The following is a 19,975-nucleotide window of genomic DNA, read 5'->3' on the forward strand; positions in this document are numbered from 1 at the left end:
ATGCCTGTCAGATATTGCGTGGCGGCCGCGCTGAGCCTGGCCCTCTCCATGGCCTGTGCTGAAGAGCCGGTGTTCGATGACAACGGCACGCCTATGTACGAGGTGAACTTCGTCGACACCGAACTGGGCGAGTTCATCGACAGCGTGTCACGCATCACCGGCACCACCTTCATCGTCGACCCCCGGGTCAAGGGCAAGGTCACCGTACGCACCGTCGACCTGCACGACGCCGATGCCATCTACGACATCTTCCTGGCCCAGCTGCGCGCCCAGGGCTTCGCCACTGTCGACCTGCCCAACGGCAGCGTGAAGATCGTTCCCGACCAGGCTGCTCGCCTGGAGCCTGTGCCGGTGGAGGCGGGAGGGCAGCAGGGGGAAGGCAGCGACAGCGTGGCTACGCGGGTATTCAACGTGCGCAATGCCGCCAGCGAGCAGGTGCTGGGCATTCTCAAGCCCCTGATCGACCCACGGGTCGGTGTGATCACACCTTATCCGGCGGCGCACCAGTTGGTCGTTACCGACTGGCGCAGCAACCTGGAACGTATCGCCAGCTTGCTGCGCCAGCTCGACCGCCCCCAGGACGCACCAGGCACCGGCAGTACCCAGGTCATCTACCTGCGCCATGCCAATGCGGGCGAAGTGGTAAAGGTGTTGCGCGGGCTCAGCCAGGAAGGCATGACGCCCTCTGAAGGTGCGGGCGATGCAGAGGGCAAGGACAGGCCTGTAGTACCCGCCGCCGGCGGCTCGAGCATCCGCCTGGAATACGAAGAGGGCACCAACGCCGTGGTCATGGTCGGCCCCGACAGCGAGCTGGCCGCCTACCGCGCCATCGTCGAGCAGTTGGACATCCGCCGTGCCCAGGTAGTTGTGGAGGCGATCATAGCCGAGGTGTCCGACAGCAGCGCCCAGGAGCTGGGCGTGCAGTGGCTGTTCGCTGACGAGAAGTTCGGTGCCGGCATCGTCAATTTCGGCAGCAACGGGGTGAATATCGCCAGCATCGCCGGGGCCGCCGCCAGTGGCGACAACGAGGCCCTTGGCGATTTGCTGTCCAGCACCACCGGCGCCATGGCGGGTATCGGCCATTTCGGCGGCGGTTTCAACTTCGCCATGCTGGTCAACGCGCTGAAAGGCAAGAGCGGCTTCAACCTGCTGTCCACGCCAACCCTGCTGACCCTGGACAACGCCGAGGCGTCGATCCTGGTCGGCCAGGAAGTGCCCTTCGTCACCGGATCGGTAACGCAGAACAACGCCAACCCGTACCAGACCATCGAGCGCAAGGAAGTCGGGGTGAAGCTGCGCATCAAGCCGCAGATCAACATCGACAACAGCGTGCGCCTGGACATCGTCCAGGAAGTGTCGTCGATTGCCGACACCACGGCTGCCAGCGACGTGATCACCAACAAGCGCGAGATCAAGACCAAGGTCATGGTCGAGGACAACGGCCTGGTGATCCTCGGCGGCCTGATCAGCGACGAACTGAGCACCAGCGACCAGCGTGTGCCGCTGCTTGGCGACATCCCTTACCTGGGCCGGCTGTTCCGCTCCGACGCCACCAAGAACACCAAGCAGAACCTGATGGTGTTCATCCGCCCGCGCATCCTGCGTGACGGGCCGAGCCTGGCCGGGCTCAGCGAAGACAAGTACCGCACCTTGCAGCAGACCACGCCGCTGCAGTTGCCCGCCCTGGCGGATGGGCAAAACGCTACGCCGTTGCTGCAAGTGTTCCCCTCCAGCCGCGCACGGCTGGAAGGCGGTGACTGGTGATGCTGCCTTATCGCCAGGCACGGCAGAGCGGGGTAGCCATGGCCCCGGCGGAGCAGGGCTGGCAGCTGTGGCTGCGGCCTGATGCCGACAGCGCCCAATTGCAGGAGCTGCTGCGCGTGCACGGCCAGCCCAGCCTGCTCGAATACCTGGAGCCTGCACTGTTCGACGAACGCCTCGGCCAGCTGTACCAGGCCGGCGATGCTGCCACCGAGGCGCTGATCGAAGGCATTGGCGACCAGGTCGACCTGGATAGCCTGATGAGCGAAATGCCGCGCATCGAGGACCTGCTGGAAAGCGACGACGAAGCCCCTGTGATCCGCCTGATCAACGGCCTGTTCGGCCAGGCCCTGCGCCTGCGCGCTTCGGACATTCATATAGAAACCTTCGAGCAGAGCCTGGTGGTGCGCCTGCGGGTCGATGGCCACCTGCGCGAAGTGTTGCGCCCACCGCGTGCGCTGTCGGCCATGCTGGTGTCGCGGATCAAGGTCATGGCCCGTCTGGACATTGCCGAAAAGCGTCAGCCCCAGGATGGCCGCATCACCCTGCGTGCGGCGGGGCGCGAAGTGGATGTGCGGGTCTCGACCCTGCCCGGCATCCACGGTGAACGGGTGGTGATGCGCGTGCTCGACAAGCAGGCCAGCCTGCTGGCGCTGGGCAACCTGGGCATGCCGGCGGCGGTGTTGCAGGGCCTGCGCAGTTGCCTGGCACGGCCCAACGGCATCGTGCTGTCCACGGGGCCCACCGGTTCGGGCAAGACCACTACCCTGTATGCCAGCCTCAACAGCCTCAACGACGGCAGCCGCAACATCCTCACTGTCGAGGACCCGGTGGAATACGCTATCGCCGGCATCGGCCAGACTGCCATCAACCCGCGTGCCGGGCTGACTTTTGCCAGCGGCCTGCGCGCTATCCTGCGCCAGGACCCGGACGTGATCATGCTCGGCGAAATCCGTGACCAGGAGACCGCGCAGATCGCCGTGCAGGCCAGCCTCACCGGCCACCTGGTGTTGTCCACGCTGCACACCAACAGTGCGGTGGGCGCGGTGACCCGCCTGCGCGACATGGGCATCGAACCGTTCCTGATCGCCTCGTGCCTGCGCGGCGTACTGGCCCAGCGCCTGGTGCGGCGCTTGTGCAGTTGCGCCGTGGCGCACCCGCTGCAGCCGGCGGAACGCGACCTGTGGCCCGAGCTGGCGGCGCTGGGCAGCAGCTACCACGCGGTTGGCTGCGAGCAGTGCCAGGGCAGCGGGTATGTCGGGCGCCTGGGCCTGTATGAATTCATCGAGCTGGATGCCGGGCTGATCGGCCTGTTGTACGACGGCGCCAGTGAACTGGTCATGCAGGACTACCTGGCCGGACGCCGGCAGAGCCTGGTGGCGATGGCCAGCGACTGCCTGGCCCGTGGCGAGACCAGCCTGGCCGAAGTACTGCGCGTGGTGCAGAGCTGAGCCATGCCGACCTATCGCTACCAGGCCGTCGACCTCGCCGGCAAGACCCACAAGGCCAGCTTGCAGGCCGACAGCGAACGTCATGCCCGCCAGTTGTTGCGTGAGCAGGGCCTGTTCGCACGCCGCTTGCAGCGTCACCAAGCTGGCACCCGACAACCCCGGCGCCAGCGCCTGAGCCGCGCTCAGCTGTGCGAACTGACTCGTCAGCTGGCCACCCTGACCGGTGCCGGAATCCCTCTGGTCGACGCCCTGGCTACCCTGGAACGGCAACTGCGCCAGCCCGCCCTGCACAGTGTGCTGGTGGCATTGCGCGGCTCGTTGGCCGAAGGCCTGGGCCTGGCCCGCAGCCTGGCGCGTCAGGGGGCACCGTTTACCGGCCTGTACTGCGCGCTGGTCGAGGCCGGCGAGCGGTCCGGCCGCCTGGCCCAGGTGCTGACCCGCCTCGCCGACCACCTGGAGCAGGTACAACGACAACAACACAAGGCACGTACTGCGCTGATCTACCCCACCGTGTTGATGGGGGTGTCGCTTGCCGTGGTAGTAGGCCTGATGACCTTCGTCGTACCCAAGCTCACCGAGCAGTTCGCCCATGCCGGGCAGAGCCTGCCGTTCATTACATCGCTGCTGATCGGCCTGAGCCAAGGGCTGGTGCAGGCCGGGCCCTGGCTTTTGGGGCTGGCCCTGTTGCTCGGCGCGCTCGGCGGCTGGTTGCTGCGCAAGCCGCACTGGTGCCTGCGCCGCGACCAGCTGCTGCTACGCCTGCCACATATCGGCAGCCTGCTGCAGGTGCTGGAGAGCGCGCGCCTGGCCCGCAGCCTGGCAATCCTCAGCGGCAGCGGCGTGGCCCTGCTCGAAGCCCTGCAAGTGGCCACCGAAACCGTCGGCAACCGGCGTATCCGCCTGGCCATGGAGCAGGTGCACCAGCAGGTGCAGGGCGGCACCAGCCTGCATCGCGCACTGGATGCCAGCCAGCAGTTTCCGCCGCTGCTGGTGAACATGGTCGGCAGCGGCGAGGCCAGCGGCACGTTGGCCGACATGCTCGAGCGCGTGGCCGACGACCAGGAGCGCGGCTTCGCCCGCCAGGTCGATACCGCCATGGCGCTGTTCGAACCCCTGATGATCCTGGTGATGGGCGCCGTGGTGCTGTTCATCGTGCTGGCGGTGCTGTTGCCGATCATGCAACTCAACCAGGGCCTGCAACTGTGACGACAAGGAGTACTGCCATGCAGCATCGACGTAACCGCCAGCGCGGTTTCACCCTCATGGAAATCATGGTGGTGATATTCATCATCGGCCTGCTGATCGCGGTGGTCGCGCCCAGCGTGCTGGGCAACCAGGACAAGGCCATGAAGCAGAAGGTCATGGCCGACCTGGCCACCCTGGAGCAGGCGCTGGACATGTACCGCCTGGACAACCTGCGCTTCCCCAGTAGCGAGCAGGGCCTGGCCGCGCTGGTGAAAAAGCCGGCCCAGGAACCGCTGCCAAGGGCCTGGCGCAGCGACGGCTACGTGCGCCGCCTGCCGGAAGACCCGTGGGGCACCCCGTACCAGTACCGCATGCCAGGCGAACATGGCCGGGTCGACGTGTACTCGCTGGGCGCTGACGGCCTGCCGGGCGGCGAAGGACAGGATGCCGACCTGGGTAACTGGGAGCTGTAACGAGTGCGCCGTCAGCAGGGCTTCAGCCTGATCGAGCTGCTGGTGGTGCTGGCCATCGCCGGGCTGATGACCGGATTGGCGGTGGCCGGGTTCGGCAACAGCCAGGCCAGTATCGACCAGGCGCTGCAACGGCTGGCAAGCGAGACCCGGGCGCAGGCCGCGCTGGCCAGGCATGCCGGGCAGCTGCGCGGGCTGCGCTGGAATGGCCAGCGCCCGGAGTTCGTCCGGCGCGAGGGTAATGGCTGGGAGGTCGAAGCTGTCGCCCTTGGTGACTGGCCCAAGGGGCTGCGCCCGGACTGGCCGGCCGGCCCGCAGCCGCGCCTGTTGTTCACCCCGCATGGCTGGGCGCAACCGGGCAACGTGCGCTGGCGCTGGGCCGATGGCAGCCAGCAATGGGCCTGGAGCCGCGATGGCCGCTTGCAGGTGGTGGTCGCCCCATGAAGCGGCATCAGCGTGGCTTTACCCTGCTGGAGGTGACCGTAGCCCTGGCGATCGCCGCGGTGCTGGCGGTGATCACCAGCCAGGTTTTGCGCCAACGTCTGGCGGTACAGGACAACCTGCAGCAACACCGCCTTGGCCTGCTATGCGCGCGAGAACTGCAAACCCGCTTTGCCGTCGAGCAGTACTGGCCGGCGGAAAACCAGGTTGGCGGTGAGCTGAGCCAGGGCGGCCAGCGCTGCCACTGGCAACTGCAACTACGCCGCACCGGCGTACGCGACCTGCGCCGCGGCGACCTGCTGTTGTTCGCCGACCGCGACCAGCGCCTGCCGCTAGGCCAGTACACCGTGTTTCTGGAGCGGCCATGAGGTACAGAAACCGTGAAGCTTGCGCGGCCCCTGTGGGAGCGGGCATGCCCGCGAAGCAGGCGACTCTGTGTATGGCACCGGCTTCGCCGGTGTTCGCGGGCGCGCCCGCTCCCACAGAGACCCAGTTCCACCCCGCGCCGGTGCCTGCCCCTGGATCCGCCATGAGTTACAGAGATCGTGAAGCTTGTGCTGCCCCTGTGGGAGCGGGCATGCCTGCGAAGCCGGCGACTCGGTGTATGGCACCGGCTTCGCCGGTGTTCGCGGGTGAACCCGCTCCCACAGAGGCCCGGTTCCACCCCGCGCAGGTGCCTGCCCCTGGATCAGCCGTGAGTGACAGAGATCGTGAAGCTTGTGCTGCCCCTGTGGGAGCGGGTTTACCCGCGAAGCAGGCGACTCGGTGTATGGCACCGGCTTCGCCGGTGTTCGCGGGCGCGCCCGCTCCCACAGAGAGGGCGCATACCCGTCGGCCTTGGACCCAGCCGAGCAAGCACCGCCAGGCCGGCCTTACCCTGATCGAGCTGATGGTCGCCCTGGCACTTACTGTTGTGCTCGGCATCATGCTCGCCGCCCTGTTCAACGGCTGGCTCAAGGTTCGCGAGCGCCTGCAGGTCACCACGCAGGAAACCTCGGTGCTGGACTTCTGCCTGGCCCTGGAGCGTCGCGTCGACAGCCCGGTAATGCGCCGTCTATACGACCAGCGCCTGCCCTTGGCAAGCCGCTGGCTGGACTGGCAACCGGCAAGCAACCAGTTGCTCTGGGTCGCCATTACCGGCATGCCGGAAGCCGAAGGCGGTTCGCGCCTGCAGCGCCAGCGCCTGCGCTTCGAGGCGCGTGAGCAGCGCCTGCTGCTGGAAAGCTCGGCCGACCTCTATGCCGCAGCCGCCCCCCGCTGGGTCCAGCGCGAGCGGCTCGACCGGGTCAGCGCCATGAATGTTCTCTATTACCAGGGCGGCCGCTGGCAGGCCTGGCCTTCCGACCAACCTGCGCACCCCGGCCGTGGCGTGCGTCTTGAACTGCAGCGTGATGGAGCACCCTATGTCTGCACCTTCGCACTCCCGTGGGGGCGCTCATGAAGTTTGAATGGGGACGGCGCAACCCGGCCCGGACGTGGCTGTTGCTGCGACCGGGCGCTGTCTGGCACTGGGTGCTGGTCGAGGGCGGCCTCGTGCAACGCCATGGGCAGGGCGAGCCCCCGGCAAATCTGCAGGCCAGTGTGGCGTTGATCCTGCCCGCCGAGGCCTGCAGCTATTTCCGCGTGCCGGCACCGCCCGGGCTCAAGCGTGAAGAATGGCCGCTATTGCTCGAAGACCGTTTGCTGCAGGCCGTCGACGAAGTGACATGTGCCTGCCTGGCTCGTGAGCCCGGCCACCTTCGGTTGCTGGTGGTAGCCCGTCAGCAACTGGACGACTGGCGCGGGCAGAGCGCCGAATGGGGCTTGCAGGTGGCACGGTGCTGGGCCGAACTACAGCTGCTGCCGCCCCCCGAGGTGGGACATGCCTGGCAATGGCAGCGCACACCCGACATGTATTTGTACAAAGGGCTGGCCGAAAACAGGCAGGAGCACTGGCTGGCCTGGCCGGATGCATTGGGCGAGGTGCCACAGCAACCGTGGGCGGAGCTGCAAAAGGTTTCGCTGAGCGGCGACTGGCCCAGTACGCTGGCACCGCTCGATACACTGCCCGGCCTGTTCGAGCGTACCCGCAAGGTGCGCTCGCTACCGGTGGTGTCCCGGCCGCAGCAACGGCTGCTCGCTGCCTGCCTGGTACTGGCTGCCGTCTGGGGCGGGCTGTGGTTGAGCAAGCAATGGGCCCAGGCGCAACTCTGGCGCAGCCAGGTCATCGCAGTGACCGGTGAGCAGGCCAGCCCCCGGCACGCTGCGCAGGCCCTCAAGCGCCTGCGCGAAAGTGAACTGCAGCAGCAACTGCACACGCGCCAGCTCGAAGGCCTGCAGACGGCGTTGCAGGCCTGGCTGCGTGATCATCCCGGCTGGCGTCTGCAAGCGGTGCGCTTCGATGGCCAGCGCTGGCACCTGCGGCTGGAGGGCGAGGGTAGTACACCGCCATGGAGCGATATGGCGACAGCTGCCGGGGCCTCGGTCAAGGTGCAGGACGGTCAAGTGGTGTTCGACCTGGGAGCAGCTTCATGAACCGGGACTGGATACAGCGTCATCGTTTGAAGTTCGCCTGGGCATTGATTGCGCTTTTGCTGGCGTTCCTGGCCGTGCGTGCAGGCTTTGCGCAATGGCGCGAGCTCAGCCAGTGGCGGGGGCTGGCCGAACAGGCCGCAGGCCTGCAAGGCGGCCCGGGGTTGAACCTGGAGCGGCTGCGCCAGTCGGCCCAGGCGCGGCAGATCGAACTGGCTGAGGTCGATGCGCAGGGCGAGGCCTGGCAACTGCGTGGGCAGGTGGCCGACGAGCGAGTGCTGCAAGGCTGGTTGCAAAGCCTGCGTGCAGAAGGTGCTCAGCCACTGCAATGGGGGCTGGAACAGCATGAAAAGGGTTTGCACTTCGACCTGGTGGTGCGGCCATGAGCCGAATAAGTGGCGCGTGGGTGATGTCGGTTTTCGCCGTGACATTGCTGGTGGAGCTGCCGGCCAGTTGGGTGGTGCGCGGGATAGGCCTGCCAGCGCGTGAGGTCAGCGGCAGCCTGTGGCAGGGCCAGGCGCAGCAGCTGGGGCCGGTCGGGCCATTGCGTTGGGCGGTGCAGCCTTGGCGCTTGCAGGCGAACGCGCAGCTGGGCTTCCAGGGCCAGGCCTGGCAGTTGCGCGCCGAAGGCTGGCCATGGCGCTGGCGGCTGGAGGCAACGGCCATGGGGGCCCAGGCGACGGTGGCGACGGACTACCGCTTGGCCGGCCAGTGGCAGGGCACGTTGCGGATGCAGGGGGCAGGGCGGCAATGCCGTGCCAGCGAAGGCCGCATGACGGTAACCGACCTCGCCTTGAGCGAGCCCTGGTCACTGGGCTTGGGGCAGGGCTGGCTGGAAATGGACTGCCGCAGCGGCTGGCACCTGCGCGGGCAGTTGGTGCAGCAGGGGCAGCATGAATTGGCCGTGGATGCCGACCTGCCAGCGCGCCGGGCGCAGGTGATGGTCAAGTTGCAGCCGGAGGCGGCGCTGACGCCTTTGCTGCGTGGTGTGCAGTGGCTTGGGCCGCAGGCGCTGGCAGGGCAGCGGGACTTGCGCTGGTAAACAGATTTTGTCGCCGGCAAGCTGGCTCCTTCAACCAATCAACTGTCTGGCCCAAATGCTGAAAGGGCACGAAGCCCGTGCCCTCCAGCGTGGCGCCTGCTTCAGTTTTTCTTGCCCTGCACACTCGAAGCCCACTGCTCACTGCGATTGTGCCCACTGGTCCTCAACAACCCCAGGTCCAGTGCATTTTCCCCATCCGCCGCACCCTTGCCCTTGGCCAGCTCGGCCACTGCCGTGCCCAGGTCCACCGGTGAGTTCGACGCATCGATCGACACATCCCGACGATAGTCGTTACCGCTAAGTGTTTCCCGGGTAACCGAGTTGGCGTCGATCATCACATCGCCCTTGGCCGACTGCAGGCGTGCACCCACCAGGTGGGCATTGCCGCCGACCTGCAGGTCGATACTGTCGCTACCTTTGAGCGTGGCCTGCTGGCCTACGCTGTCGCGCTGTGCGTGCGACACGTCGAGGCGGAAGGTGGGCGAAAGCCCCGGGTCTGCCTTGCTCAGCACGGAGCCAGCTTTCTTCTCAACCTTGCTCCCCAGCGGCCCTGCCACCGAAGTGGCCGCGTTGACGTAGCCCCGCGGGTTTTTCTCCTGGCTCAGCCGGGCATCGCCTTTCACGCTCAAGGTATTAACGTTGTCCTTGCGGCTGGCGATGCGCAGGTCGCCGTCGATCACTCCCTTGATACGCCCCGTTTCCAGGGTGACGCCTTCGAGGCGGGTATCGCCACGGCTTTGCAGGTCGATGCGCTCGGCGCGCAGGTCGCTGGCATTCCAGGTGAGGTTGTCGCGCTTGTCGAGATCCACCTTGAGGCGGCCATGCAGACCGCGGGTGTCCAGCGCGCCCTCGGCCATGTCGAAGCCGGCCCCGGCGGTGATGTCGAGGTTGTCACGCCGCTCCTGGCTGGACGATGCTTCCACCAGCATGCCGCCATTCGATGCGTCGAGGGCTATCTGTTCGGCCGAGGCCTGCAGGCCCTCAAGGTGCAGGGCGATATCCTCGCGGGCGCTGCTGCCCAGCTTCAGTGTGCCGTTGCTGGCGAACGCGGCATTCACCGCCTGGCGTGCCTCTTCGTCCTGCTTGCCATGGCTGAAGTGGCCGCCGATGGCGCCGCCCGTGATGTTGCCAGCCTTGACCGCCAGCTCCGCGCCGCCGCCCATCTTGGCGCCGGTAGCGTTCTGGGTATCGCTGGCCGCCTTGACCTGCAGCCGACCGCCACTTTGCAGTTGAATGTCGCCGGTCTTGGCCTCGCGGCTGCCAATGCGGGTGCCTTCGAGCACAAGGTCGCCGCCACTGCTCAGCTTTACCTGGCCCTTGGCGTCGATCTGCGCCACCTGAGCCTTGCGCTGTGTACTCTGGCTCTGGCCATGGTCGAGGTAGCCCCGGCCATCGACGCCGGTGCTGCCCGGGCGGTTGCCGACCTTGGCCCAGGCATTGCCGTCGAGCTGGCGTGATTGCTGTTCGGTCTGGTCGTTTGCCTGTGGCAATGTCAGCGAACCGGCACTGCTGATGACCACGCTGCCTTCACCGCCATCGATGCGTGTCCCTTCATAACGACCAGAGCTGCCCAGTTGCACCTGGATGCCCTGTTGCCCATACAGGCTGCCGGGTACGGCGCTGCTGGTGCTGTCCTTTTTGTCCAGCGAGCCGCCTTTGCCAGCGGCGCGTGCATTCAGGTCTTCGCCGGTGCTGGTGTCCAGGCGCACATCGCCGCCGTAGGCCAGGCGTTGCACAGTAGTTTCCTGGGTGTTCTCGGTCGCCTGCATCTGGTGTTGCCGGGCCTCGATCTGCAGCTTGCCGGCGTTGGCGCGCCAGGCGGTGCCCTGGTCGGTGATGGTGTCGGCCTTGACTTCGACCTTGGCCCCGGACAACTCGCTCGCCTGGGCAAAGCCGCGGCGCTGGTTTTCCAGGCGCTTGAGGTGGTCCACGGTCATGTCGGCGCCAACGCTGGGCGGCGCCATGGCGTCTTCAGGGGAGGCTTGCTGGAAGCGCGCGGCTTCTTCGCCCACCACCAGGCGTTCGATGGGGCGGGTAAGGTCGCGGTACTCGACACTGGCGCCGAGGCTGCCCGACCAGTCGTCACGGCTTTGTTCACGTTCCTCGGTATCCTGCACCGCGCGGTTGTCGATGCGTTTGGCCGTTACCTGCAGGGTGTTGCCAGCCTTGACGCGTGCGGCCTCTGTGACCAGTTCATCGCCATTCAGCTTCAGGTCGCCGCTGGCCTGCAATGTGCTGCGTTGCACCTTGCTGTCGCGTTCGGTCTGCACCTGGCGGTTGTGATGGCCTTCGAACAAGCTGCCCAGCCGGTCGATGCCGCCAGTCACCGTCAGGCCGCCGCCACTGTGGGTGGTGCTGGTGGTTTTGTCGCGGTCATTGCGGGTTGCCCCCAGGGTCACCTTTTGGGCCTGCACATCGAGGTCGCCTGCGGCGGCCTTCACCGTGGAACCGTTGACTTGCAGGTGAGCCCCGCTGCCAAGGCTCACCGAGGCGCCTTCGAGCTCACTGGCGGCCTGGCTAGTGGTGCGTTGCTTGCTGCTGGTGGTGGCGACGTCATAGGCAATGCCGGCCGAATACTGGCGGGACTCGGGCTTGCCATCCTCGGCTTCCTGGGTTTGCTTGGCGCTGGTGCTGAAACCACGTTGCTGGTTGCGGGTTTCGTGCTCGTCAACCGCTTGCGCGCTGGTAATCAGCAGGTCGCCCTTGGCCTCTACCTGCAGGTGCCCGCCCGCTGCGACCTTGGCGCCCTGGATGCGCATTTCCTCGGCGCTGGCCAGGCGCAGATTGGTGGCCGAGCCGACGTCGCTGGTCAGTACCTGCTGTGTACGGTCGGTGCTCTCGTGGTCGCTGCCAATCAGGCCGAACAGCTTGCTGTCGCTGGTACGGTCGGTGGAGGTGGTGCGGCCATGGTCGGCTTCGATGGCCAGTGCACCTTTTGTGCTGTAGAGCAGCGCGTCCTCCTTGCCGTGCACGGTACTGCCCTTGATGGCCACCTGGTCAGCTGTCACGGCCAGCTTGCCGTCCGTCGTGACACTGCTGCCGGCAACGGCCTGGCCTTCGCTGTCGTTACCCTTGCGGTCGCCAAAGAAGGTGCCGGATACAAGGTCGCCGCGATAGTCGCGTCGGGTTCCCCGCTCCTGCAGGGCTGTGGTACCAATGTTTGCCTCATTGGCTTCGATTGCCATGTCGCCGCGGCTGTGCAGGCTGCTGCCCTTCACATCGACGGTATTCTTGGCCTTGAGCGTCATGCGCTGGGCCTGGAGTGCACTGCCTTGCGCGGTTTCCTTGTACTGGTCGGTATCGCTGTCACCGCGCCACAAGTCCTTGCGGTGGCGAACCTGCTCTTCGGTGTGCTGGCTGTCGATGCCGGCAGCGATGGCCAGGTTGGTGCCGCTGTCGAGTGTCAGCTCATTGCCAGCATCCACCTTGGCAGCCATCAGGCGCATGTCGTCAGCGGATTGCAGCAGCACGCCGTCCTTGCCTTGCAAGCTGCTGCCCTGTTGCTGCTGCTGGGTCGTGGTGGTTTCGCGGTTGTAGGTTTCGCGGGTGACGAACAGGAACTTCTTGTTCCAGCTGTCGCTGTCGCGCTCGATGTTCTCGCGGGTTGTGGCGTCCAGCGTGAGCTTCTTGCCGGCCTTGGCCTCGATTCGCCGAGCTTGCCCATCGACGGTTTCAAGGGTCAGGTCATCGGCAGCGGTCAGCCGCAGATCGCCCTGTTCGCTGTACAGTTCGACGGGGTTGTCGGCCTTGCCGCTGACCTGCAGGGCGCCGGCCGACTGGATGTCGACCCCGTCGATACCCAGCAGCTGCGATGCCCCCACACGCACACCGGCACCTTCTGCGGTGCTCACCACGCGAATGCGCCCGGCGCGCATGGCACCGAACAGGCTGGCATCGATGCTGGACGGAGTGCCCGGCAGGTGTTCGAGAAATTCGCCGCTGGTGCTGTCGATGCGGTTGCGACCGACGGTGATATCGATTGAGTTGCGCGCCATCAGCAGCCCTTTGCTGTCTACGCGTGGGGCAATAAGTTCGAGGGCGCCGTTGGGGTTGCGCTGGCCGCCCTCGAGCACTTGCAGGGTACCGCTGGCGTTGATCGTGTCGAGGTACTTCAGTCGCTGGCCCTCGAACTCGGGGGTGCCCACCACGAAACCGGCGCGTGTGGTGTTGATGAAACTGCCGCCGTTGAGGGTGATGCCATTGGGGTTGGCCAGGATGTAGTCGGCCGGGCGGCCGAAGATTTCCTGCGGCCCTTCGATCAGCGAGGCGTTGCGGCTGACCACCTCGTTGAGAATGGTCGAGGCCGCCTGGCCCTGGAATTGCGGGTTGGCCGCCAGGGCACCGGCCAATTCCGACTGCCCGGCCTGGGTGGCATTGTTTAGAACCACCCCGGAGCGATCCACGTTGTAGTCGAGGAACTGGTTATGCGACAGTCCGTTGGCGTTTGGCGCGACAATATTGATGACCGGGACGCCATGCCCATCGTTGATGACCGGTGTGCCGCCGGGGCCGCTGGTTGCTGTAAGGCCGCCCTGGGCCAGAGCGGTGCCGGGCCCGAGCAGGGCGAGGAAGATGGCCCAGCGCAAGGTGTCCGGGCGGGTAGACGGTGACTGCGAGAGTGTTTGCATGTTCTCGTTCTCTTTGTTGTGGGTGAATCAGATGTTCAGGGCCAGTTCCACCACCCAGAAGCCAGGCTCCAGCAGCGGGCGGGGCAGGTCGCTGGCGTACAGCGCGCGTTGGTAGCCCAGGCGCAGGTGGCTGCCGGGCAGGCTCAGTTCGGCGCCGGCGGTGGCCCCGGCAAGGCGTTGTGAAGGCTTGCCTTCGGCGTTGCGGGTCCAGCCAAGGTCCAGGCCGATGTAGGGGCGTACTTGCAGGGGAGCGGTCCAGCCTTCCGATAGCGGCTGACTGACGGTGTTGCGCCAGACGGCGCTGCTGGCACCGGAGTAGGTACGCAGGCGAAACCCGCGCACGGCCGAATCGTCGCTGACCAGCAACTGCTCGACAGCGGGTAACGGGTCACTGCTGTATTGCAGAGCCAGTTCGCTCTGCCAGCGCCATGGCTGGCTGGCCGGGCCCTGGCGCAGGTGCAGCAGGTTGGCGCGGTACTTGCGAAAATCCGGGCGCAGGCGTTCTGCTCCCAACGGCGAGCGGTCGGCACCAAAGGCGTCGATTCCCTGAGCGACACCGAGGTAGCCATTCCACAGGCCTGTTTCCAGCCACAGCAGGTTGATACCCGCTTCCACGGAGACCAGGGTGGGGCTCTGCTGGACGATCACCGCGCTGGCGCTGCGGTTGACCATTTGCTTGCGGTCCAGCCGGGCGCTGGCGCTGAGCATGCCTTGCTGGTTGCGCCACAGCACCCGCTCGACGCTCAGGCCCTGGTAGCTGCTGCTGCCGTCTGCTACCTGGCGGCTGTGGGGGAGCGGCGCCTCGTAACGCAGCTCGCTGGCGCTGAGCGCGAAGGCCCAGGCGCCGTAGGGGATGCTGTAGTACAGCGAGACGCCTTGGCTTTGCCCAGGCGCGTCGAGCACCGTGCCGTTCAGCGACAGGCGCAGGTCATCATTGAGGCCCAGCGGGCTGTCCAGACCGAAGCCGAGGTTCAGGCGATGACGCCCGGTCAGGTCGCTGCCGCGGTTGTCGAAGCGGCTGTCCAGGTGCCCGCGCGAGGCCACCTTGCGCGGCTGCACGACAACTCGGGTGCCGCCCTGCAGTTCGCCGGGCAGCAAGGCTGCGGACAGGTCATAAGCGCGCAGGCGGTTGAGCTGGTCGAGGCCTTGTTCCAGGTCTGGCAGGTACAGTGGCTGCCCGAGCAGGCCGGGAAAGGCGCCTGAGAGGGACAGGGGCAAATCGGGGCCCGCCAGTTCGATGGACTCGACGAACCCCTCGACGATGACCAGGTCCAGCGGTGCGCCGTCTTGTGGTGGTTGCTGCAGGTAAGGCCGGCTGGTCGGGTAACCGGCCTGCACATAGCGCTGGGTGATGGCTTTAAGCAGCCCGTTGATTTCCGCGATGTCCATGCACGGGGTGACGAACCGGCGAAGGGTTGGCGTCAGCGCCGAGTCGGAAAGCTTGCGGTTGCCGGCCACGCGTACGCCGCTGATGGCCCAGCAGCGCTGGTCGTGCGGGAGGGGGGCGGTAGTGTCGGTTTTTTTTGCCGGGGCGGGCTGACGCTGCCAGCGTTCCAGCCGCTGTTGCTGTTCCAGCTGTTGCAGACCGCGCTGCTGATCGCGCAGTTGCTGGCTGGCGGGGTCGTTGGCCAGCACCTGGGGCGCGGCCAGCAAACCGGACAGGCAGCAGGTGAGTGCCCAGCAGGTGGCGCGGTGAATGTGGAACGGCATTGAAGCACCCCGCAAATGATGTACGGATCTCGTACTCGTCTGCGTGGATGCTAAAAATTAAGGGGTTCGCCTGGATGCAGTACCCAGCCTAAGCGCTTGTAAGGCGCGTTCTTGCCTGATGGTGGGAAGCTTCCTACAGCATCAGTTGAAAGGCCCGCTATCAGGGCCGAATTTCGATCAACGTGCCATCCCGCACCAGGTCCCACACTTCCTGCATGTCGCGGTTGCGCATGGCAATACACCCATCCGTCCAGTCCAGGGTGTGGAAGTACCACTCCGGATACTCGTCGTTGATCGGCGTACCATGGATCATGATCATGCTGCCGGCACTCACCCCTTCACGGGAGGCACGGGCGGCATCGGTGATATTCGGGTAATTGATGTGCATGGCCAGGTTGAAGCGGTCGCTCTGCTTGCGCCAGTCCAGCCAGTACAGGCCCTCGGGGGTTTTCTTGTCGCCTTCGCGCTCCTTGGCGCCCTTGGGCTGCTTGCCCAGCGAGATGCGGTAGGTTTTCAGCGGCTCGCCACGGCTGATCAACTGCAGGCGACGCTCGGACTTGATCACCAGTACCTTGTCGATCAGCGGTTGCATGGCCTGCTGCGAAGGCGAAGGTGTTTGCGCTGCCGGCTGGGGCTTGCGGATGATGGTCTCGGTGAAGGCCGCCTGGGACACCGAGGTAACGCAAAGGCAGAAAAGGGCAAACAACCAGCGCATGTAACGGTATCCCTGAAGGCTTCTAGGTAATGGGCGAGACGTTCATCGGCGGCAGGTATTCATGGCCTATGGGGTAGTGCTGCCCGATGCGGTCGCGATAGTAGCATTCTAGTGTGCGAGTGACGGTGCGGAAAGCCAGCTCGCCCCACGGTATCTCATGTTCCTCGAACAGCCGCACCTCCAGGCTTTCGACACCGACCGCGAAATCAAGGTCCGCCAGTTCGGCGCGGAAGAACACATGCACCTGGTTGATGTGTGGCAGGTCGAACAGCTGGTACAGGCTCATGCTGCCGACCCGGGCGCAGGCCTCCTCGACGGTTTCGCGACGGGCGGCCTGGTCCAGGGTTTCGCCGTTCTCCATGAAACCGGCAGGCAAGGTCCAGAAGCCGCGGCGTGGCTCGATGGCGCGCCGGCACAGCAGCACCTGGCTGCCCCAGGTCGGCAACACGCCGGCTACGATGTTGGGGTTCTGGTAATGGATGGTCTGGCAAAACTCGCAGACATACCGCAGGCGGCTGTCGCCCTCGGGGATCTGCTGAGTGACCGGCTGGCCGCACGCGCTGCAGAATTTCATGTGTCGTTCCTTTTGCTCTGGGCTATCTTGGCGCGCCGGCCGTGCTGCCGCAAGCGCACGGGGCTTGGGTGCTTCGCGCCTTTGGTGCATCATGCAAGGCAGGCCTTGGATACGAGCGTGCGCAATGCTGGACGAGCTACTTCGCCGAATGAGCAACCACCAACCCGCATCACTGGAAACCGACCGGCGGTTCCCCGAAGCGGCGGTCCTCTTGCCCATTACCCGCAGCGAAGCGCCCGAACTGGTCCTGACCCTGCGCGCCAAGGGCCTGTCCACCCACGGCGGAGAAGTGGCCTTTCCCGGTGGCCGCCGCGACCCGGAAGACCCGGACCTGGTGTTCACCGCGTTGCGTGAAGCGGAAGAAGAAATCGGCCTGCCGCCAGGCCTTGTGGAAGTGATCGGCCCACTCAGCCCGCTGATTTCGCTGCACGGCCTGAAAGTGACACCATTCGTCGGCCTCATCCCTGATTTTGTCGAATACCGTGCCAATGATGCCGAGATCGCGGCAGTATTCACCGTGCCGCTGGAATTCTTTCGCCAGGACCCGCGCGACCATACCCACCGTATCGATTATCAGGGGCGCAGCTGGTATGTGCCCAGCTATCGCTATGGCGAATACAAGATCTGGGGGTTGTCGGCGATCATGATCGTCGAACTGGTCAACCTGCTGTTCGATGCCGGCATCAGCCTGCACCAGCCCCCTGAGCGTTACATCGAAAACTGAGCGGGGCCAACCCCGTCGTCTGCGTTGCAGCCTGAGGAGCAAGCATGAAATACCGCCTGGGCGACCTGCGGGTCGAGAGTCACCCCACCAGTTGGGCCGCACCCAACGCCACGCTGATCGGCAAGGTGCGCCTGCAGGCCGATGCCAGCGTGTGGTTTGGCGCGGTGCTGCGCGGGGACAACGAGCTGATCGACATTGGCGAGGGCAGCAACGTGCAGGATGGCACGGTGATGCACACCGACATGGGCTCGCCGCTGACCCTGGGCAAAGGCGTGACCGTTGGCCACAACGCCATGCTGCATGGTTGCACGGTGGGCGACTACAGCCTGGTAGGCATCAATGCGGTGATACTCAATGGCGCGCGCATCGGCAAGCATTGCATCATCGGCGCCAATGCGCTGATTGCAGAAGGCAAGGAGATCCCCGACGGTTCGCTGGTGATGGGCTCGCCGGGCAAGGTGGTGCGCGAGCTGACCGAACAGCAGAAGCGCATGCTCGAAGCCAGTGCCGCGCATTACGTGCACAATGCCCAGCGCTATGCGCGAGAGTTGGTGGTTGAAGATGAGTGATGTCGTGGAGCGGCCGGTGGCCTCGCCGTGCGTGAGTATCTGTGCGCTGGACGAGCAGGATATCTGCACCGGTTGCCAGCGAACCGTGGCGGAAATCAGCCGTTGGGGGCGAATGGACAACGACGAGCGCCGGGCGGTGCTGAAGCTGTGCCATGAAAGGGCAGTAGCTGCCGGCCTGATTATTGGATGCTAGACACCTTGTCGGCTTCATCGCCGACCTTGTAGGAGCGGCCTTGTGTCGCGATGGGCTGCAAAGCAGCCCCAGTAATTTGTGCATCAGCGCTGAAATCCAGGGACTGCTTTGCAGCCCATCGCGACACAAGGCCGCTCCTACAGGAAGTACCGTTGCCTGCCGATGAAGCCAGCGGTAATCTGTGCGGCTTGCCCACAGACTACCCGCCATGTTCTATCTGATTGCCTACATCAGCAGCGTAGTGCTGATCAACTACGCCTTCTCCAGCGCGCCACACCTGGACATCATCTGGTCTGCCTGGGGCGGCCTGGTTTTCATCCTGCGCGACATGGTGCAGACCCGCTTCGGCCATGGCGCCCTGGTCGCCATGCTGGCGGCGCTGGTGCTGTCCTATGTCACTTCGGAGCCGGCCATCGCCCTGGCCAGCGCCACCGCGTTCTTCATTTCCGAACTGATCGACTGGCTGGTGTTCAGCATCACCCGCCGGCCGTTGCGCGACCGCCTGTGGCTGAGTTCGGCGCTGAGCATCCCGGTGGACACCTTCATCTTCTTTGGCATGATCGGCGCCCTGACCCCAGCCGTGATCGGCACCGCCATGGCCTCGAAATTCGCCGGTGTCACCGCCGTGTGGCTGGCCATGGCATTTCGCGCCCGGCGGGCCGCCGTGGCGGGTTGATGGTGTAGAATAGCGGTCCTTTTTCAGCGGGCGGCGCCAAGTCTGGTGCGGCCCCGGATGCCTTCGAGGACCTGAAATGACCCGTATCGGAACCCCATTGTCGCCCACTGCGACCCGTGTACTGCTCTGCGGCTGTGGCGAGCTGGGCAAGGAAGTGGTGATCGAGCTGCAGCGCCTGGGCGTCGAAGTGATCGCCGTCGACCGCTACGCCAATGCCCCGGCAATGCAGGTGGCGCACCGCAGCCACGTGGTCAACATGCTCGATGGCGTGGCCCTGCGCGCGGTAATCGAGGCCGAGAAGCCGCACTACATCGTCCCTGAAATCGAAGCCATCGCCACCGCCACCTTGGTCGAGCTGGAAAACGAAGGTTTCAACGTGGTGCCGACCGCTCGCGCCACCCAGCTCACCATGAACCGCGAAGGCATCCGCCGCCTGGCCGCCGAAGAGCTGGACCTGCCTACCTCGCCGTACCACTTCGCCGACACCTATGAAGACTACGCCAAGGCCGTGGCCGATGTCGGCTACCCGTGCGTGGTCAAGCCGGTGATGAGCTCGTCGGGCAAGGGCCAGAGCCTGCTGCGCAGCGATGCCGACCTGCAGAAGTCGTGGGACTACGCCCAGGAAGGTGGCCGCGCCGGCAAAGGCCGGGTCATCGTCGAGGGCTTCATCGACTTCGAATACGAAATTACCCTGCTGACCGTGCGACACGTCGGCGGCACCACCTTCCTCGAGCCTGTCGGCCACCGCCAGGAGAAGGGCGACTATCAGGAATCGTGGCAGCCGCAGGCCATGAGCCCCAAGGCCCTGGCCGAGTCGCAGCGGGTGGCCAAGGCGGTCACCGATGCCCTGGGCGGTCGTGGCCTGTTTGGCGTGGAACTGTTCGTGAAGGGCGACCAGGTGTGGTTCAGCGAAGTCTCGCCACGCCCGCATGACACTGGCCTGGTGACCCTGATTTCCCAGGACCTGTCGCAGTTTGCCCTGCATGCCCGCGCCATTCTTGGCCTGCCGATTCCGGTAGTGCGCCAGTTCGGCCCTTCGGCTTCGGCGGTGATCCTGCCCGAGGGGCAGTCGCAGCAGACCAGCTTTGCCAACCTGGGTGCGGCGCTGAGTGAGCCGGATACTGCCATTCGCCTGTTCGGCAAGCCGGAAATCAACGGTACCCGCCGCATGGGCGTGTGCCTGGCGCGTGATGAGTCGGTCGAAGCGGCGCGTGCCAAGGCGACCCGTGCTTCGCAGGCGGTCAAGGTCGAGTTCTGATCCGGGATCGTAAGGGGCCGCGTTGCGGCCCTTTCGCCGGCAAGCCAGCTCCCACAGGGACTCCACA

At 65.6% G+C, this 19,975-nt stretch carries 19 protein-coding genes; 15 read left to right on the forward strand and 4 right to left on the reverse strand.

Going from position 1 to position 19,975, the window contains the following annotated elements:
* From gspD to V3314_RS09040, 10 genes are all read left to right on the forward strand, one after another.
* Nucleotides 1-1,764, forward strand: a complete 1,764-nt coding sequence (gspD, locus tag V3314_RS08995; protein WP_338460149.1) for a type II secretion system secretin GspD — start codon at nucleotides 1-3, stop codon at nucleotides 1,762-1,764.
* Entirely contained in the window at nucleotides 1,764-3,212 is a 1,449-nt protein-coding gene (locus tag V3314_RS09000; RefSeq protein ID WP_135001701.1) for an ATPase, T2SS/T4P/T4SS family, read from the forward strand. The genes gspD and V3314_RS09000 overlap by 1 nt, the downstream gene beginning before the upstream one ends.
* A gap of 3 nt (nucleotides 3,213-3,215) precedes the next feature.
* The gene (gene gspF / locus V3314_RS09005; RefSeq protein ID WP_196174508.1) at nucleotides 3,216-4,418 is read left to right on the forward strand and encodes a type II secretion system inner membrane protein GspF; all 1,203 of its coding nucleotides are present in this window, start codon (nucleotides 3,216-3,218) and stop codon (nucleotides 4,416-4,418) included.
* A gap of 17 nt (nucleotides 4,419-4,435) precedes the next feature.
* A complete protein-coding gene (gene gspG / locus V3314_RS09010) occupies nucleotides 4,436-4,870 on the forward strand; it encodes a type II secretion system major pseudopilin GspG (RefSeq protein ID WP_013971171.1) in 435 nt (144 codons plus the stop codon).
* 3 nt (nucleotides 4,871-4,873) lie between these two features.
* Nucleotides 4,874-5,311, forward strand: coding sequence for a type II secretion system minor pseudopilin GspH (gspH, locus tag V3314_RS09015; RefSeq protein WP_046617217.1), 438 nt, complete (start codon nucleotides 4,874-4,876; stop codon nucleotides 5,309-5,311).
* Entirely contained in the window at nucleotides 5,308-5,676 is a 369-nt protein-coding gene (locus tag V3314_RS09020; protein WP_046617218.1) for a type II secretion system protein GspI, read from the forward strand. The genes gspH and V3314_RS09020 overlap by 4 nt, the downstream gene beginning before the upstream one ends.
* A gap of 401 nt (nucleotides 5,677-6,077) precedes the next feature.
* Nucleotides 6,078-6,749 (forward strand): prepilin-type N-terminal cleavage/methylation domain-containing protein, encoded by a 672-nt coding sequence (locus V3314_RS09025; protein WP_080958501.1) that lies wholly within the window; start codon nucleotides 6,078-6,080, stop codon nucleotides 6,747-6,749.
* Nucleotides 6,746-7,822: a type II secretion system protein GspL gene (gspL, locus tag V3314_RS09030; protein WP_338460150.1), complete on the forward strand. Its 1,077-nt coding sequence runs from the start codon at nucleotides 6,746-6,748 to the stop codon at nucleotides 7,820-7,822. The genes V3314_RS09025 and gspL overlap by 4 nt, the downstream gene beginning before the upstream one ends.
* Entirely contained in the window at nucleotides 7,819-8,205 is a 387-nt protein-coding gene (gene gspM / locus V3314_RS09035; RefSeq protein ID WP_046616075.1) for a type II secretion system protein GspM, read from the forward strand. Before gspL ends, gspM begins: the two co-directional genes overlap by 4 nt.
* Complete coding sequence (locus tag V3314_RS09040; protein ID WP_085600540.1) at nucleotides 8,202-8,861, forward strand: general secretion pathway protein GspN; 660 nt, start codon at nucleotides 8,202-8,204, stop codon at nucleotides 8,859-8,861. The genes gspM and V3314_RS09040 overlap by 4 nt, the downstream gene beginning before the upstream one ends.
* A gap of 101 nt (nucleotides 8,862-8,962) precedes the next feature.
* On the opposite strand, the gene V3314_RS09045 is transcribed toward V3314_RS09040, so the two are convergent.
* The 4 genes from V3314_RS09045 to V3314_RS09060 all read right to left on the reverse strand — a co-directional run bounded on the left by V3314_RS09045 (nucleotide 8,963) and on the right by V3314_RS09060 (nucleotide 16,488).
* Nucleotides 8,963-13,489, reverse strand: coding sequence for a hemagglutinin repeat-containing protein (locus V3314_RS09045; RefSeq protein ID WP_338460151.1), 4,527 nt, complete (start codon nucleotides 13,487-13,489; stop codon nucleotides 8,963-8,965).
* A gap of 27 nt (nucleotides 13,490-13,516) precedes the next feature.
* A complete protein-coding gene (locus V3314_RS09050) occupies nucleotides 13,517-15,199 on the reverse strand; it encodes a ShlB/FhaC/HecB family hemolysin secretion/activation protein (RefSeq protein WP_338460152.1) in 1,683 nt (560 codons plus the stop codon).
* A gap of 160 nt (nucleotides 15,200-15,359) precedes the next feature.
* Nucleotides 15,360-15,914 (reverse strand): L,D-transpeptidase family protein, encoded by a 555-nt coding sequence (locus V3314_RS09055; protein ID WP_085600534.1) that lies wholly within the window; start codon nucleotides 15,912-15,914, stop codon nucleotides 15,360-15,362.
* 22 nt (nucleotides 15,915-15,936) lie between these two features.
* Entirely contained in the window at nucleotides 15,937-16,488 is a 552-nt protein-coding gene (locus V3314_RS09060; RefSeq protein WP_338460153.1) for an NUDIX hydrolase, read from the reverse strand.
* Nucleotides 16,489-16,612: 124 nt separating this feature from the next.
* Here V3314_RS09060 and V3314_RS09065 point away from each other — a divergent pair, with 124 nt between their 5' ends.
* From V3314_RS09065 to purT, 5 genes are all read left to right on the forward strand, one after another.
* On the forward strand, nucleotides 16,613-17,212 hold the full coding sequence (locus V3314_RS09065; RefSeq protein WP_003252125.1) for a CoA pyrophosphatase: 600 nt from the start codon (nucleotides 16,613-16,615) through the stop codon (nucleotides 17,210-17,212).
* A gap of 44 nt (nucleotides 17,213-17,256) precedes the next feature.
* Nucleotides 17,257-17,781 carry a gamma carbonic anhydrase family protein gene (locus V3314_RS09070; protein ID WP_108479783.1) on the forward strand — a complete coding sequence of 175 codons (525 nt, stop codon included), beginning with the start codon at nucleotides 17,257-17,259 and terminating at the stop codon, nucleotides 17,779-17,781.
* Complete coding sequence (locus V3314_RS09075) at nucleotides 17,774-17,974, forward strand: DUF1289 domain-containing protein (protein ID WP_085600530.1); 201 nt, start codon at nucleotides 17,774-17,776, stop codon at nucleotides 17,972-17,974. The genes V3314_RS09070 and V3314_RS09075 overlap by 8 nt, the downstream gene beginning before the upstream one ends.
* 208 nt (nucleotides 17,975-18,182) lie before the next feature.
* The gene (locus tag V3314_RS09080) at nucleotides 18,183-18,650 is read left to right on the forward strand and encodes a VUT family protein (protein ID WP_003252131.1); all 468 of its coding nucleotides are present in this window, start codon (nucleotides 18,183-18,185) and stop codon (nucleotides 18,648-18,650) included.
* Nucleotides 18,651-18,726: 76 nt separating this feature from the next.
* Entirely contained in the window at nucleotides 18,727-19,908 is a 1,182-nt protein-coding gene (purT, locus tag V3314_RS09085; protein WP_025337909.1) for a formate-dependent phosphoribosylglycinamide formyltransferase, read from the forward strand.
* Nucleotides 19,909-19,975 lie beyond the last annotated feature (67 nt).

It is taken from the genome of Pseudomonas sp. TE3-3-F2023, from assembly GCF_036784815.1.
Classification (GTDB): Bacteria; Pseudomonadota; Gammaproteobacteria; order Pseudomonadales; family Pseudomonadaceae; genus Aquipseudomonas; species Aquipseudomonas pudica.

Coding starts and splice junctions, on each gene's coding strand:
- V3314_RS09020 (WP_046617218.1), top strand. CDS start 5,308: ATGAAGCGGCATCAGCGTGGCTTTACCCTGCTGGAGGTGACCGTAGCC.
- V3314_RS09060 (WP_338460153.1), bottom strand. CDS start 16,488: ATGAAATTCTGCAGCGCGTGCGGCCAGCCGGTCACTCAGCAGATCCCC.
- V3314_RS09080 (WP_003252131.1), top strand. CDS start 18,183: ATGTTCTATCTGATTGCCTACATCAGCAGCGTAGTGCTGATCAACTAC.
- gspF (WP_196174508.1), top strand. CDS start 3,216: ATGCCGACCTATCGCTACCAGGCCGTCGACCTCGCCGGCAAGACCCAC.
- gspD (WP_338460149.1), top strand. CDS start 1: ATGCCTGTCAGATATTGCGTGGCGGCCGCGCTGAGCCTGGCCCTCTCC.
- V3314_RS09000 (WP_135001701.1), top strand. CDS start 1,764: ATGCTGCCTTATCGCCAGGCACGGCAGAGCGGGGTAGCCATGGCCCCG.
- V3314_RS09040 (WP_085600540.1), top strand. CDS start 8,202: ATGAGCCGAATAAGTGGCGCGTGGGTGATGTCGGTTTTCGCCGTGACA.
- V3314_RS09050 (WP_338460152.1), bottom strand. CDS start 15,199: ATGCCGTTCCACATTCACCGCGCCACCTGCTGGGCACTCACCTGCTGC.
- purT (WP_025337909.1), top strand. CDS start 18,727: ATGACCCGTATCGGAACCCCATTGTCGCCCACTGCGACCCGTGTACTG.
- gspG (WP_013971171.1), top strand. CDS start 4,436: ATGCAGCATCGACGTAACCGCCAGCGCGGTTTCACCCTCATGGAAATC.
- gspM (WP_046616075.1), top strand. CDS start 7,819: ATGAACCGGGACTGGATACAGCGTCATCGTTTGAAGTTCGCCTGGGCA.
- V3314_RS09025 (WP_080958501.1), top strand. CDS start 6,078: ATGGCACCGGCTTCGCCGGTGTTCGCGGGCGCGCCCGCTCCCACAGAG.
- V3314_RS09075 (WP_085600530.1), top strand. CDS start 17,774: ATGAGTGATGTCGTGGAGCGGCCGGTGGCCTCGCCGTGCGTGAGTATC.
- gspL (WP_338460150.1), top strand. CDS start 6,746: ATGAAGTTTGAATGGGGACGGCGCAACCCGGCCCGGACGTGGCTGTTG.
- V3314_RS09045 (WP_338460151.1), bottom strand. CDS start 13,489: ATGCAAACACTCTCGCAGTCACCGTCTACCCGCCCGGACACCTTGCGC.
- V3314_RS09055 (WP_085600534.1), bottom strand. CDS start 15,914: ATGCGCTGGTTGTTTGCCCTTTTCTGCCTTTGCGTTACCTCGGTGTCC.
- V3314_RS09070 (WP_108479783.1), top strand. CDS start 17,257: ATGAAATACCGCCTGGGCGACCTGCGGGTCGAGAGTCACCCCACCAGT.
- V3314_RS09065 (WP_003252125.1), top strand. CDS start 16,613: ATGCTGGACGAGCTACTTCGCCGAATGAGCAACCACCAACCCGCATCA.